We start from the raw sequence: 15028 nt of genomic DNA, 5'->3' as shown, positions 1-15028 counted from the left end.
CATTCCTCACGTAAGGCTAATGAAGTGTTTTGGCGGCGCGTGCAGATCGATCGGCGATTCGTCGTACAGCAGATTGATCAACTCGACCAGCATGATCGCCGTCAGCCCCCATATTTTATATTCGTCGTAGCGGTAGCTCGGCACATACCAACTCTTGCCGAGGTAGTCTATACGGTGCGTGGTTTCGCGCGGGTCTTCACGGAAAAACCTCAACGGCACCGAGAACACCGAGGCAATCTCGCCATCGTTGGCCCGGTAATCGACAAAGTCGGGCACCACCCCCACGAACGGCGTGACTTGAATGCCGTGACGTGAAACCAAGGTGCTGAGCGGACCGATCACCTCGACCAAGCCAGGCGGCAAGGCGATCTCTTCCTCTGCCTCACGCAGCGCGGTTTGCACAAGATCCTGGTCTTCAGGGTCACGACGACCGCCAGGAAAGGCAACCTCGCCACCGTGCGTGGACAAACCACTGGCACGCAAGGTCAGTACGACTTCAGGGTCATCACTGCGGGTAATCGGCACCAGCACCGCCGCCTCCGGGAAACTGCTATCGGTTTCCAGAACTAACGGCTGATGGGACCGTACACGTTGGAGTAGCTCATCGAGCATGGGCAATCTCAGTGTTCTCTTTCTTATCTGGATAATGGCATGAAAGCCGACGACACCCAAGCTTGATACAGTGCCGATATTGCCGTTTTAAGGACACAGAGGAACCACTGGCGAAGGTAGCGAGCGACCATAGGAGAAGGCGCAACGATCGGCGAGAGCAACAGCCAAAGACTGGCCGCCAGCGAGTCAAGAACCGCGAGAAGCGACCGTGGCCCCGCTCGATTTTAGTAGCCTGAGTGAGCATTTGACTCGCTTCGCCCACCCCTTCGGGACCGCACCTGAATGCGTTCAGCCTCAAGGCTGTGAACCGTTTTTAATGCAGTGATATCGAACCCAGTAGTTTTCAGAGGCTCCTCAGATTGATTCAAGCAGGCTTATCAAGCCAAGATATGCAATGAGTAGCGAGGAAACGGCATGAAATTCTGCAGTCAGTGCGGCAACCCGGTTAGCCATAGAATCCCCGAGGGAGACAGCCGTTTACGCTTTGTCTGCGAGCTTTGCAGCACCATTCACTATGAAAACCCGCGCATCGTCGCCGGCTGCATTCCGGTTTGGAACCAGCAAATCCTGCTTTGCCGCCGGGCAATCGAACCGCGTCGCGGTTTCTGGACACTGCCTGCCGGTTTCATGGAAAATGGCGAGACCATCGAGCAAGCCGCCGCCCGCGAGACAGCAGAAGAAGCCTGCGCTCGCGTACATGACCTAGTGCTGTATAACCTGATCGATCTACCGCATATCAACCAGGTGCATGTATTCTTCCGTGCAGAGCTAACCGACCTCGACTTTGCAGTAGGCGCCGAAAGCCTGGAAGTCGCGCTATTCAGTGAGGCCGACATCCCTTGGTCCGAGCTGGCTTTCCCGACAATCGGGCGTACTTTAGAATGCTACTTTGCCGACCGCCTGACGGCTCAATTCCCGGTCCGCAATGAGTCCCTAGAGGCCTTGCGTGCGCACTATAAAAAAGTAGCTTTTTGATCATATGGATATCGTTCTGATGCGCTGGTTGCTGGTTTTAATCTGCTTTTCCTTTGTTGCAAACGCGGGTGCAAACACGCTCGCGCCACCACCTCAACAAAAAAGCCACGCGACTCAGCGCATCGACAAGGTGCTGATCCTCAAGTCCGAACGCAAGCTGCAACTCATCAGCAAAGGCCAGCCATTCAAAAGCTACCGAGTGTCTTTGGGTAAAAAGCCCCAAGGCCACAAGCAGTTTGAAGGTGACCAACGCACGCCAGAAGGGATTTACTGGATTGACTGGCGCAAAACCAGTGACAACTACCAGCTGTCGATGCACATCTCCTACCCCAACGCCCGCGACCAGGCCTTTGCGCGCAGCAAAGGGCTATCGGCTGGCGGCATGATCATGATTCACGGCACCCCGATCGACGAAGAGTATCCTGAGTGGTATTTCAGCACGCTGGACTGGACCAACGGCTGCATCGCCATGAAAAACACCGACATGCGCGAAATCTGGTCACTGGTCAAGGACGGCACGCTGATCGAAATACGCCCCTGACTTGCGCGCTTGGCAGGCTATTGCACCCGATGTCTAACTCAGAACTGCAGATCAGAAAGTCGCCAAACTTGATAAGCAGGGGTTTCGTAAGGGTGGCTGGTTTTCAAGGCCTTGACGCTGTCATGGATTAGTTCATCGGCCACCACCACCTCGACCTTCCATTCCGCCATCCGCTCGACAACGCCTTCATTTCCCAGGTAGGGCCGGCTGCCTGGCAGCGGTCGAAACTGACCTTGACCCGGCACCTGCCAGCAACAATGGTCATAGTTACCTATATGCCCGGCCCCTGCGGCAAAAATTGCAGCTTTAACGGTTTCAAGGTGACTTTCAGGCACGTAAAAGCACAATTTGTACATTAAGATCTCCGCTATACAGGCAGTCAGGCAATAATGCCATTTTGCCATCAACGTATCTAACCGCAGTTCAAATAATCCTTAATCTAAAGACCCGAATCCCTGGAAAACGTTCAGCGGCGACACCGGCGCCTGCGCCCGAGCCAACGAAACATGACCGCCATCACAATTGGCCAGACACCCTCCGTCAGCAACTGCCGAGGGGCACAAATCATAGCGGGCAAGCACAGTCCAGATGCCTGGGTGAAAATCCAGCGCGCCAATACAACAACGCCTCACCAGATCAAGCCTGGCGAGGCGCTGTTAATGATTCGCCAGGCTAACCATCAGCCTGGCGGAACAAGAGGTCGTTAATCGACCCACACACGGGCATTGCGGAACATGCGCAACCAGGCACCGTCTTCATTCCACTCATCCGGACACCAGGAGTTCTGCACGGCGCGGAAGACCCGCTCAGGGTGCGGCATCATGATGGTCACACGGCCGTCACGGCTGGTCAGGCCAGTAATGCCACGCGGCGAACCGTTGGGGTTGGCGGGATAGGTTTCGGTGATCTTGCCGTGGTTATCGACAAACCGCATTGCAACGCAACCTGACAAATCGGCCTCAAGCAAGGCTTCCTCACTCGCGAACTCGGCGTGACCTTCACCATGGGCAATGGCGATTGGCATGCGCGAACCGGCCATGCCACGCAGGAAGATCGACTCGGACTCCTGCACCTGGACCATCGCCACGCGAGCCTCGAACTGCTCGGAACGGTTGCGCACGAAGTGCGGCCAGAACTCACTACCTGGAATCAGCTCATGCAGGTTGGAGAGCATCTGGCAACCGTTACACACGCCCAGCGAGAAGCTGTCTTTACGCTCGAAAAACGCGCTGAACGCATCACGCGCCCGATTGTTGAACAGGATTGACTTGGCCCAGCCTTCGCCAGCCCCAAGCACGTCACCATAGGAGAAGCCGCCACAAGCCACCAGGCCCTTGAAGCTGTCCAGGTCAACGCGACCCGCGAGAATATCGCTCATATGCACATCGACAGCGCTGAAGCCCGCACGGTCGAACGCAGCCGCCATTTCAACCTGGCCGTTGACGCCTTGCTCACGCAGTACAGCGATCTGCGGGCGCAGGCCTTTCTTGATAAAAGGCGCGGCGATGTCTTCGTTGACATCAAAACCCAGCTTGACGCTCAGGCCCGGGTTGTCTTCTTCGAGCAGGGCATCGAATTCCTGGTCGGCACATTCGGCGTTATCACGCAGACGCTGAATCTGATAGCTGGTCTCGGACCACTGACGCTGCAGAATCCGGCGTTCTGCCGAGAATACCGCGACATCCTTGTAGCTGATTTCGATGTGGCCGTTGTTGACCGGCTTGCCGATCACAGCAACACAGTCATCAAGACCTGCCGCCGAGAACTGGGCGAGCACTTCCGCGGTGAAGTCCTGATTGACCTGGATAACCGCACCCAGTTCTTCGTTGAACAGCACACCGGCCAATTCGGCATGGTTCAGTGCCAGGGTGTCGAGTTGCAGGTTGAGCCCGCAGTGCCCAGCAAAGGCCATCTCAACCACGGTCGCCAACAGGCCACCATCGGAACGGTCGTGATAAGCCAGCAGTCGACCGTCAGCATTGAGCCCCTGGATAACGGCAAAGAATGCCTTGAGGTCTTCTGCGTCATCGACATCCGGGGCCTGCTTGCCCAGCTTGCCGTAGACCTGTGCCAGGATCGAGGCCCCCATGCGGTTCTGGCCACGGCCGAGATCGATCAGGATCAGATCGGTCTCGCCTTTGTCCATGCGCAGTTCAGGGGTCAGCGTGCGACGAATATCGGTAACCGGAGCGAAGCCAGTGACGATCAAGGACATTGGCGAGGTCACGCTCTTGTCGTCGTCACCATCCTGCCAACGGGTCTTCATCGACATCGAGTCCTTACCCACCGGAATGGTGATCCCCAACTCAGGGCACAGCTCCATGCCGACCGCTTTTACCGTGTCGTAAAGGCGAGCATCTTCACCCGGATGCCCTGCAGCGGCCATCCAGTTGGCCGACAGCTTGATGTCGGACAGCTTGGCGATGCAGGCTCCCGCCATGTTGGTCAGTGTTTCGCCAATGGCCATACGCCCGGAGGCCGGTGCGTCGAGCAAAGCCAATGGCGTGCGCTCCCCCATGGCCATGGCTTCGCCGTTGTAGGTGTCGAAGCTGGCTGCGGTCACGGCGCAATCGGCAACCGGAACCTGCCAGGGGCCAACCATTTGGTCACGCGCCACCATGCCGGTGATGGTGCGGTCGCCAATGGTGATCAAGAAATTCTTGCTGGCCACGGCCGGGTGATGCAGGACGCGGCTTACCGCTTCACTGATATCAACCGCAGCCGGATCAAAATCATCGCCCAGCTCGGCTTCGCGGTCAGCACTGCGGTGCATGCGCGGCGCCTTGCCAAGCAGCACGTTGAGAGGCATATCGACCGCGTTGTTGCCGAAATGGCTGTCGGCAACGGTCAGGTGCCGTTCCTCAGTGGCCTCGCCGACCACTGCGAACGGGCAGCGCTCACGCTCGCAAATCGCTTTGAAACGCTCAAAGTTAGCGGCATCGACCGCCAGCACGTAGCGTTCCTGGGATTCGTTACACCAGATTTCCAGTGGCGCCATGCCCGGTTCATCGTTAGGCACCGCACGCAGGTCAAAACGACCACCACGCTCGCCATCGTTAACCAGTTCCGGGAATGCATTGGACAAGCCGCCCGCGCCAACGTCATGGATAAAGCTGATGGGGTTGTCTTCGCCCAACTGCCAGCAGCGGTCGATAACCTGTTGGCAACGACGCTCCATTTCCGGGTTTTCACGCTGAACCGAAGCAAAGTCAAGATCAGCCGAGCTGGCACCGGTGGCCATGGACGAAGCAGCGCCACCGCCCAAGCCAATCAACATGGCCGGGCCGCCGAGCACGATCAGCTTGGAGCCAACCGTGATTTCGGCTTTCTGTACGTGGTCTTCGCGGATGTTGCCCATGCCGCCTGCCAGCATGATCGGCTTGTGGTAACCCCGGACTTCGTCGCCGTGCGGTGTGCTGATCGACTGTTCGAAAGTACGGAAATAACCGGTCAGTGCCGGACGACCGAATTCATTGTTGAACGCCGCGCCACCCAAGGGGCCTTCGAGCATGATATCCAGCGCAGTGACAATGCGCTCAGGTTTGCCGTAAGGCACTTCCCAAGGCTGTTCGAAGCCAGGGATCTGCAGGTTGGATACGGTAAAGCCTGTCAGGCCCGCCTTTGGCTTGGCGCCACGACCGGTTGCGCCTTCGTCGCGAATCTCACCGCCCGAGCCGGTCGATGCACCCGGGAAAGGCGCAATCGCGGTTGGGTGGTTGTGGGTCTCGACCTTCATCAGGATGTGCACAGGCTCTTTGACGGCGCCGTATTCACGGGTTTCTGCATTCGGGAAGAAACGGCCGGCCGTACTGCCCACGATCACCGCAGCGTTGTCTTTATAGGCCGACAGAACGCCTTCGCTGTGCATCTGGTAGGTATTTTTGATCATGCCAAACAGCGATTTTTCCTGCGCCTGGCCATCGATATCCCAGCTCGCATTGAAGATCTTGTGACGGCAATGCTCGGAGTTGGCCTGGGCGAACATCATCAGTTCGATGTCATGCGGGTTACGGCCCAAAGTACCGAAACTGCTGACCAGGTAATCGATTTCATCTTCAGCCAGTGCCAGGCCCAGCTCGACGTTGGCTTTTTCCAGCGCAGCCCGGCCGCCACCGAGCACATCGACCACGGTCAGTGGCTTGGGCGTCGCGTGGCTGAACAGCGCCGCGGCGTCTTCCATGTTTTCCAGGACCAGCTGGGTCATGCGGTCATGCAGCAGCACTGCAACCTGCTCGCGCGCGGCGGCATCAAGCTCGCCAGTCACGTAGTAGGCAATGCCGCGCTCAACGCGATGAATTTTCGCCAGGCCACAGTTGCGGGCGATATCGCTGGCCTTGCTCGACCAGGGCGAAATAGTGCCAAAACGTGGAATCGTCAGAAACAAGCGACCGCTTGGCTCCTGCACTTCTACACTTGGCCCGTATTTGAGCAAACGAGCCAAGACTTGCTCTTCGTCAGCGGTCAGGACACCGACAACATCGGCGAAGTGTGCAAATTCGGCGTACAGCCCAGTAACAGCCGGTATTTTGCGGGTAAGTTGCTCAAGCAACTTGCCGTGACGAAAAGCAGAAAGAGCGGGGGCGCCGCGCAAGATCAACATCGATGACAGCCTCTGGGAAGGGGGTGTGCTTTGAGGCCGTGCATTCTAGCCTAAAGCGCCGAACACATCCCCCTTTTGCCTACGCCAAAACCACAGCCTGCTTGCTAGCAGAGAAGCAGTCGCCTGTCGAGATATTGCAAGGCGAATCCTTTGCGTATACTGCATCGATGTATTCCCAATCTGCGATCCGCACGCGCTACGCCAAATGGCTGTCAGCGATCGGAATCCTTCTGCTGCTGAATGGCTGTGGGGCCGAAGAAAAAGTACCCACAACCCTTGAGCAAGTGCAGGCGGAGGGAGTACTGCGCGTGATCACCAGGAACAGCCCGGCCACCTATTTCCAGGATCGCAACGGCGAGACAGGCTTTGAATATGAGCTGGTCAAACGTTTTGCCGCCGACCTTAAAGTCGAGCTGAAAATTGAAACAGCCGACAATTTGGATGATCTGTTTAACCGTTTAAACAGCGCAGACGGTCCGGTTTTGGCTGCCGCTGGTCTGGTCGATAGCCCCGGCCGCAAGCAACAAGCGCTGTTTTCCAAGCCTTATCTCGAAGTCACCCCGCAAGTTATTTATCGCCAAGGCGAGCGTCGCCCTACCCGCCCCGAGGATTTACTCGGCAAACGTATCGTAGTGCTCAAGGGCAGCAGCCATGCCGAGCAACTGGCTGAACTCAAAGTGCAAATGCCAACCCTTGAGTACGAAGAATCTTCCGACGTGGAAATCGTCGACTTGCTGCGCATGGTCGATGAAGGCCAGATCGACCTGACGCTGGTCGACTCCAACGAGCTGGCAATGAACCAGGTCTATTTCCCCAATGTACGCGTGGCCTTCGATCTGGGCGACTCGCTCAATCTCGCCTGGGCAGTAAAGCCGGGCGAAGACCACAGCCTCCTCGACGAGGTCAACACCTTCATTGCCCGCGCCAAGGAAAACGGCAGCCTCAAGCGCTTGACCGATCGTTACTACGGCCACGTTGATGTACTGGGTTATGTCGGCGCGTACACCTTTGCCCAGCACCTGCAAAAGCGCTTGCCACGTTATGAGCAATTTTTCCGCCAGGCTGGGCGCGACAACAATATGGACTGGCGATTACTCGCTGCCATGGGTTACCAGGAATCACTTTGGCAACCCACCGCCACCTCTAAAACAGGGGTTCGCGGGCTTATGATGCTCACCCTGCGCACAGCTCAGGCAATGGGCGTTTCCAATCGCCTGGACCCCAAGCAAAGCATTGATGGCGGTGCCAAGTACATTATTCACGTAAAAGAGCTACTGCCAGAAAGCATTCCAGAGCCAGACCGGACCTGGTTCGCCCTCGCCGCCTATAATGTGGGCGGCGGCCACCTGGAGGATGCCCGCAAACTCACCGAAGCCGAAGGGCTCGATCCGAACAAGTGGCTGGACGTGCAGTCAATCCTGCCGCGGCTTGCGCAAAAGAAGTGGTACAGCAAAACGCGCTACGGTTATGCGCGCGGCGGCGAGCCTGTGCATTTTGTACGTAACATCCGCCGCTACTACGACATTCTCACCTGGGTAACCCAGCCACAGCTCGAGAGCAACCAGGTCGTCGAGAGCGGCATGCACCTGCCCGGCGTAAGCAAAGAAACAATAGAAGCCGAATCGCCTCCGCTCTAGCCCGGCAACGGCTGCCTAGCGCGCAGCATTGGCGCGGCGCGCCTTGAAAAACGCGCTCAGCATTTCACTGCACTCCAGAGCCAGCACCCCACCTTCGATCAGGACCCTGTGATTGAGGAACGTCTGACTGAAAAACTCCCCACGGCTCTGGGCCACGCCAGCCTTGGGTTCTGTCGCACCAAACACCACACGCTCAATGCGCGAATGCACGATCAACCCCGCACACATGCTGCAGGGTTCCAGGGTGACATACAGCGTGCTGCCCGGCAGGCGGTAGTTCGCCAATTGCCGGGCGGCATCGCGAATCGCCACCATCTCGGCATGAGCGCTTGGGTCATGGGTTGAAATCGGACAATTGAAACCACGGCCGATAATCTTGCCATCCTGCACCAGCACCGCGCCCACCGGCACCTCGCCCAGCGCTGCGCCCTGGCCGGCCAGCAACAGCGCCTCCTGCATAAAGTGCTGATCCTGACTGCGATCAATGATTCTCGGTTGCCGCATCAAACCACCGCAATGGCGGCCATAAGGCCGGTTTCCATATGATCAATCACATGGCAATGGAACATCCATACCCCTGGATTATCAGCGACAAGGGCAATTTTAGCGGTCTCGTTCTTGCCCAACAGATAGGTGTCGGTGAAATAGGGAATGATCTTTTTCCGATTCGAACTGATGACCTTGAACGTCATGCCATGCAAGTGGATCGGGTGCAGATACTGCGCCATATTGCGCAACTCGAAAATATAGTGATTATTCAATTTAAGCGTAGCAATTGGCCGGTCGGCGCAGGTTTTATCGTTGATATCCCAGGCCTGACCGTTAATTTGCCAATACTTTGCCGGACCTGCTTGATTCGGATCTGCCAGCGACGCCGCCCATTCGAAGTTGAACTTGATTGTCTCGGCTTTGGCCAGGTCGGGCTCTGCAACCGGATTAGCGGGCAATGGCGCAGGCCACTCAGCCACCGGCTCGGTTGATGCCAGGCTCTTGATCGTTGCCAGGCGCACGGAGCCATCACGCAGCGACAGTTCAGTACCAGCCTCGGGCACGCGCAGCGCCAGGTCAAGGCGCATGCCAGCGCCAAGCCAATACTCCTTGCCCAGCTCACGCGGCTCAATCGGGTTGCCATCGATGGCGTAAATGCGCGACTCGGCATTGGGCAGGTTCAAACGATAAGTCACCGTATTGTCGAGATTGATCAGCCGCAACCTCACCACTTGCCCGGCTGGCAGCTCCAGCGTCGGCACATGCACGGCATTGATGGTCGACAGACGTCCTCGTGTGCCTTCACGGGCAGCCTGGCGCGGCACGCTGAACGGCGTGTATTGGCCTTGCTCATCAACGTGCCAGTTTTTTATGCTCAAGGTGCGCTCGTGCTTGAACTCGCTCGGTTCGCGCTCTTCAATGATTAGCGGACCAACAAGCCCCTGCCCCATCTGCTCGGAGCTGAAAAGATGTGGGTGATACCAGTAGCTGCCAGCATCAGGCGGAACGAAGTGGTAATCGAAATACTCGCCCGGCAACACCGGCATCTGCGAGACATAAGGCACACCATCCATGTCCAGCGGCAAACGGATGCCGTGCCAGTGAATGGTGGTCTGCTCAGGCAGTTTATTGATAAAGCGCACGCGCAGCAGATCGCCCTGACGACAGCGGATTTCCACGCCTGGCGCCATACCGCCGTAACCCCAGGCGGTGGTCTTGTGCCCCGGCACCAGCTCTAAATCAACGGGTGCGGCGATTAATTCGTAGTCATGGGTTTTCTGGTCAAACGGACGACCCAGCCAATAACGAGCGCCACCGGCACCAATGCCAACAACACTCAAGCCCGCAAGACCTGCGAGCACTTGCCTACGCGTAAACGACATACAAACGGGCTCCTTATAGCCAATCAACTCGAGCCCATCAGGCGGCGGTGAACAGCGTTCTCTCTGTGGAGAACGGCGGTTACCTTAACGGCTGTGGCAAAAACCTGTATTGCCACAAATCACTTCAGTCGGCGATACCGGGATTTTATCACGACATGAACGGCAAGGCCGAGCGACCAGAAGCTACAGTGCTAAAGCAAAAGCTTGGAAGGCTGGCATCCATGAATGCCCAAGACAAGTGCAGGTCGCCACGGAACACTTGATCCAGAAAGCCCGGAACTGCATGGTTGGCAAAGCAGACAATCACGATCAAGACGGGATAAAAACAATGACGCCTGAAAACCCTAGCATCGCCCTCATTGGCCCCGGAGCGATCGGCACCACCATTGCGGCAGCGCTGCATGAGGTTGGACGCACGCCGACGATCTGTGGCCGATCAGCACTCAAGCAGCTGGAACTGCGCCACGATGGCGGGCACATCCTGGTACCCGGCCCGGTGCTTACCGCCCCAGCCGCGATCGAAACCACATTCGACCTGGTGTTCGTTGCAGTCAAGGCGACTCAAATCGATGCCATCGCCCCTTGGCTTTCGGCGTTGTGCAGCGAGAAAACCCTGGTTTGCGCACTGCAGAATGGCGTTGAGCAAAAAACACTTATCGAGCCATATTTGCCCGGCAATCAGGTCCTGCCTTCAGTGGTGTGGTTCCCTGCGCAACGCGAGCCGGACTCATCGGTGTGGCTGCGCGCCAAAGCTCGTCTCACCCTGCCGGACACTCCGGCGACCGCGCTTGTGACCAAGGCGCTGGCAGGCACATTGTGCTCGGTCGACGTAACGCCTGACTTCACCTCTGTTGCATGGCGCAAACTGCTACAGAATGCCGCCGCTGGCTTGATGGTTCTGACAGGTCGCCGTGCAGGCATGTTCGCCAGAACGGATATCAGCGAACTGGCTCTGGCCTATCTTCGCGAATGCCTTGTGGTGGCCCGTGCCGAAGGCGCGGTGCTGAGCGACCAGGTACCGCAGGATATTATCGACGTATTTCGCCGCTACCCGGCCAACCAAGGCACCTCGATCCTTGCCGACCGATCAGCTGGCCAGCCACTGGAATGGGACTGTCGCAACGGGGTTATCCAGCGCCGTGCTCAGGCTCGTGGCATCCCGACACCGATCAGCGACCTGATCGTACCTCTGCTGGCGGCCGCCAGCGATGGACCGGGTTGAGACCCTGATTTACAAGCCAGCCTGAAAACCCAAAACCCAAAAAGCCCGCAATTACGCGGGCTTTTGGTTATTCCATCGGCCTAGACCGACAGCGGGATCATTCCCACTCAATGGTCGCTGGCGGCTTGCTCGATACGTCGTAGGTGACGCGTGAGATGCCTTCGATCTCATTGATGATGCGGTTGCTGACTTTTTCCAGCAGTTCATAAGGCAGGTGTGCCCAGCGCGCGGTCATGAAGTCGATGGTTTCAACGGCGCGCAGAGCCACAACCCATGCGTAGCGGCGGCCATCGCCGACCACGCCAACCGATTTGACCGGCTGGAATACCACGAACGCCTGGCTGGTCTTGTGGTACCAGTCGAAGTTACGCAGCTCTTCAATGAAGATATGATCCGCACGACGCAGCAGGTCGGCGTATTCCTTTTTCACTTCACCGAGGATACGCACGCCAAGGCCCGGCCCCGGGAATGGGTGGCGGTATACCATGTCGAACGGCAAGCCCAATTCAAGACCGATCTTGCGCACTTCGTCCTTGAACAGTTCGCGCAGTGGCTCGACCAGTTTGAGGTTCATTTCCTCAGGCAGGCCACCAACGTTGTGGTGCGACTTGATCACATGTGCCTTGCCAGTCTTGGCACCGGCAGACTCGATCACGTCCGGGTAGATGGTGCCTTGGGCGAGGAACTGGATGTTCTCCAGCTTCGAGGCTTGGGCATCGAATACGTCGATAAAGGTACGACCGATGATTTTGCGCTTCTTCTCCGGATCTGCTTCACCAGCCAGGTTGTCGAGGAACTGCGCTTCAGCATTGGCGCGAATCACCTTGACGCCCATGTTTTCAGCAAACATGGCCATTACTTGCTCGCCTTCGTGCAAGCGCAGCAAGCCGTTATCAACGAAGACACAGGTCAGCTGATCGCCAATGGCCTTGTGCAGCAAGGCTGCGACCACAGATGAGTCAACGCCGCCAGACAGACCGAGCAGTACATTGGCATCGCCCACTTGCTGGCGCACCTGGGCAATGGCGTCTTCAACGATATTCGACGGCGTCCACAGGGCTTCACAACCGGCGATATCGAGCACGAAGCGCGAGAGAATGCGGCCGCCCTGCTTGGTGTGAGTCACTTCCGGATGGAACTGCACGCCGTAGTAGCCACGCGCATCGTCGAACATACCGGCAATCGGACAGCTCGGCGTGCTTGCCAGGACACTGAAGCCTTCTGGCATGGCGGTCACTTTGTCGCCGTGGCTCATCCACACATCGAGGCCGAATACACCGTCGTCATCGACATGATCTTCGATACCGTCGAGCAAGCGCCCCTTGCCGACTACATCAACGCGCGCATAACCAAACTCACGGATGTCGGAACCGAGCACCTTGCCGCCCATCTGCTCTGCCATGGTTTGCATGCCGTAGCAAATACCCAGAACCGGTACACCCAGGTCAAATACAGCTTGCGGGGCACGCGGGCTGTTAAGCTCGTGAACCGACTCAGGACCACCTGCGAGAATGATGCCGCGCGGGGCGAATGCGCGAATGTCGTCATCGCTCATGTCAAACGGATGCAGCTCGCAATAAACCCCGATTTCACGCACGCGACGGGCGATCAACTGGGTGTACTGGGAACCGAAATCCAGGATAAGGATGCGATGGGCGTGAATATCAGGGTGAGCCATAGCCGTCTCTCGTAGCGGAATCCACAAATGACAAGGGCTGAGTAAACAGCCCCGTACTTTTCAATCTCTATAAAAATCATTTTGCCGCACCGCGAGCGCAGTAGCGTCAAAAGGATTTTAGGGGCCTCTGAAAAACGTAGCGAGCGACGGGAGTACAAGGCAAAAACTGCAAAAAAGTGACCGAGGTCGCGCTCGACTTTACGTGTTGTAAATGAGCATTTTGAGCAGTTTTTTAACGCAGTAATACCGAGCGTAGTAGTTTTCAGAGGTTCCTTAGCCGACGCGGTAGTTCGGCGCTTCCTTGGTAATCTGCACGTCATGCACGTGCGACTCAGCCATACCCGCGCCGGTGATGCGAACAAACTCGGGCTTGGTGCGCATGTCTTCGACTGTTGCACAACCGGTGTAGCCCATGGATGCACGCAGGCCACCCATCAACTGGTGAACGATTGCCGCCATCGCGCCTTTGTATGGCACGCGACCTTCAATACCTTCCGGCACCAACTTCTCAGCACCAGCCGAGGAGTCCTGGAAATAGCGGTCGGACGAGCCTTGCGCCTGCGACATAGCGCCCAGCGAGCCCATGCCACGGTATGCCTTGTAGGAGCGGCCCTGGAACAGCTCGACTTCGCCCGGCGCTTCTTCAGTACCGGCCAGCATCGACCCGATCATCACGCAGGATGCGCCAGCCACTATGGCTTTGGACAAGTCACCCGAGAAGCGGATGCCACCGTCAGCGATCAGCGGCACGCCAGTGCCCTCGAGGGCTGCAGCAACGTTGGCCACCGCTGAGATTTGCGGTACGCCCACACCAGCAACAATACGCGTGGTGCAGATCGAGCCTGGGCCGATACCGACTTTAACGGCATCCGCACCTGCTTCGACCAGCGCCTTGGCAGCAGCGCCAGTGGCGATGTTGCCACCGATGACCTGGATCTCGGGGAAGTTCTGCTTGACCCAGCGCACACGATCAATCACACCTTTGGAGTGGCCGTGGGCGGTGTCGACGATAATCACATCAACCCCGGCAGCCGCCAGAGCTGTCACGCGGTCGCCCGTTTCCGGGCCGGTGCCGACTGCCGCGCCAACACGCAGGCGAGCCTGGTCGTCTTTGCTGGCTAGCGGGTATGCCTTGGCTTTCTCGATGTCCTTAACCGTCATCATGCCCTTCAGCTGGAAGGCATCGTTGACGATCAGGACTTTCTCGATACGGTGCTTGTGTAGCAAATCGCGCACGACTTCTTTATCGGCGCCTTCTTTGACCGTGACCAAACGCTCTTTTGGCGTCATCACTTCATGGACCTTGGCGTCCATGCGGGTTTCGAAGCGCACGTCACGTGAAGTGACGATGCCGACCAGATCACCGTTGGACAGTACTGGCACACCGGAGATGTTGTTCTGGCGCGTCAGCTCGAACAGGTCACGCACCGTGGCGTCAGCCTCGATGGTGATGGGGTCCTTGACCACACCTGCCTCGAACTTCTTGACCTTGCGCACTTCGGCAGCTTGCTGCTCGATGGTCATGTTCTTGTGGATGATGCCGATGCCGCCTTCTTGCGCCATGGCAATCGCCAGACGCGCCTCAGTAACAGTGTCCATCGCAGCTGAAAGCAAAGGAATATTCAGCTCGATTCCACGAGTCAGGCGAGTCTTGAGGCTGACGTCCTTCGGCAGAACATCGGAATAACCGGGAATAAGTAAAACGTCGTCGAAGGTAAGGGCTTCTTGACTAATACGCAGCATGGCGGGGGCTCCCAGACGGGAAAATAGGAAGCGCGCCATTATACCCAGCAGTAGCCGTGCACTCAATGCAAACAAGCAAAGGAATTTAAATGCATCGCAAAGGTTGGAGTTCAGGCCCGAGCACACACATAATAATGATTATCAAAAGC

Annotated in this window: 11 protein-coding genes; 4 read left to right on the top strand and 7 right to left on the bottom strand. The window is 57.4% G+C overall.

What is annotated here, in order from left to right:
• Positions 1-6 precede the first annotated feature (6 nt).
• Positions 7-612 carry a CoA pyrophosphatase gene (locus tag PSES9_RS0104860; protein WP_010484661.1) on the bottom strand — a complete coding sequence of 202 codons (606 nt, stop codon included), beginning with the start codon at positions 610-612 and terminating at the stop codon, positions 7-9.
• Between the two features lie 414 nt (positions 613-1026).
• Here PSES9_RS0104860 and PSES9_RS0104855 point away from each other — a divergent pair, with 414 nt between their 5' ends.
• Together PSES9_RS0104855 and PSES9_RS0104850 are read left to right on the top strand one after the other, a co-directional pair.
• On the top strand, positions 1027-1587 hold the full coding sequence (locus PSES9_RS0104855; protein WP_010484659.1) for an NUDIX hydrolase: 561 nt from the start codon (positions 1027-1029) through the stop codon (positions 1585-1587).
• Positions 1588-1606: 19 nt separating this feature from the next.
• Complete coding sequence (locus PSES9_RS0104850; protein ID WP_010484657.1) at positions 1607-2128, top strand: L,D-transpeptidase family protein; 522 nt, start codon at positions 1607-1609, stop codon at positions 2126-2128.
• 38 nt (positions 2129-2166) lie between these two features.
• Here PSES9_RS0104850 and PSES9_RS0104845 read toward each other — a convergent pair whose 3' ends face one another.
• Both PSES9_RS0104845 and purL read right to left on the bottom strand, forming a co-directional pair.
• Positions 2167-2484: a Nif3-like dinuclear metal center hexameric protein gene (locus tag PSES9_RS0104845; protein WP_010484655.1), complete on the bottom strand. Its 318-nt coding sequence runs from the start codon at positions 2482-2484 to the stop codon at positions 2167-2169.
• 347 nt (positions 2485-2831) lie between these two features.
• The gene (gene purL / locus PSES9_RS0104840; protein WP_010484653.1) at positions 2832-6728 is read right to left on the bottom strand and encodes a phosphoribosylformylglycinamidine synthase; all 3897 of its coding nucleotides are present in this window, start codon (positions 6726-6728) and stop codon (positions 2832-2834) included.
• A gap of 167 nt (positions 6729-6895) precedes the next feature.
• On the opposite strand from purL, the gene mltF reads away from it, so the two are divergent.
• The gene (mltF, locus tag PSES9_RS0104835; RefSeq protein WP_010484650.1) at positions 6896-8365 is read left to right on the top strand and encodes a membrane-bound lytic murein transglycosylase MltF; all 1470 of its coding nucleotides are present in this window, start codon (positions 6896-6898) and stop codon (positions 8363-8365) included.
• 15 nt (positions 8366-8380) lie between these two features.
• On the opposite strand, the gene tadA is transcribed toward mltF, so the two are convergent.
• Together tadA and PSES9_RS0104825 are read right to left on the bottom strand one after the other, a co-directional pair.
• A complete protein-coding gene (gene tadA, locus PSES9_RS0104830; RefSeq protein WP_029529375.1) occupies positions 8381-8869 on the bottom strand; it encodes a tRNA adenosine(34) deaminase TadA in 489 nt (162 codons plus the stop codon).
• Complete coding sequence (locus PSES9_RS0104825) at positions 8869-10236, bottom strand: multicopper oxidase family protein (protein WP_010484646.1); 1368 nt, start codon at positions 10234-10236, stop codon at positions 8869-8871. The genes tadA and PSES9_RS0104825 overlap by 1 nt, the downstream gene beginning before the upstream one ends.
• 328 nt (positions 10237-10564) lie before the next feature.
• Between PSES9_RS0104825 and PSES9_RS0104815 the strand changes: the two genes are divergently transcribed.
• The gene (locus tag PSES9_RS0104815; protein ID WP_010484645.1) at positions 10565-11458 is read left to right on the top strand and encodes an oxidoreductase; all 894 of its coding nucleotides are present in this window, start codon (positions 10565-10567) and stop codon (positions 11456-11458) included.
• Positions 11459-11555: 97 nt separating this feature from the next.
• Here PSES9_RS0104815 and guaA read toward each other — a convergent pair whose 3' ends face one another.
• Positions 11556-13136 carry a glutamine-hydrolyzing GMP synthase gene (gene guaA, locus PSES9_RS0104810; protein ID WP_010484643.1) on the bottom strand — a complete coding sequence of 527 codons (1581 nt, stop codon included), beginning with the start codon at positions 13134-13136 and terminating at the stop codon, positions 11556-11558.
• 273 nt (positions 13137-13409) lie between these two features.
• Entirely contained in the window at positions 13410-14879 is a 1470-nt protein-coding gene (gene guaB, locus PSES9_RS0104805) for an IMP dehydrogenase (RefSeq protein ID WP_010484641.1), read from the bottom strand.
• Positions 14880-15028 lie beyond the last annotated feature (149 nt).

The sequence above is a fragment of the Pseudomonas sp. S9 genome, from assembly GCF_000222125.1.
GTDB classification, from domain to species: domain Bacteria; phylum Pseudomonadota; class Gammaproteobacteria; order Pseudomonadales; family Pseudomonadaceae; genus Aquipseudomonas; species Aquipseudomonas segetis.
The sequence above is the reverse complement of the archived record's forward strand: the minus strand, read 5'-3'. Positions and strand labels throughout refer to the sequence as shown.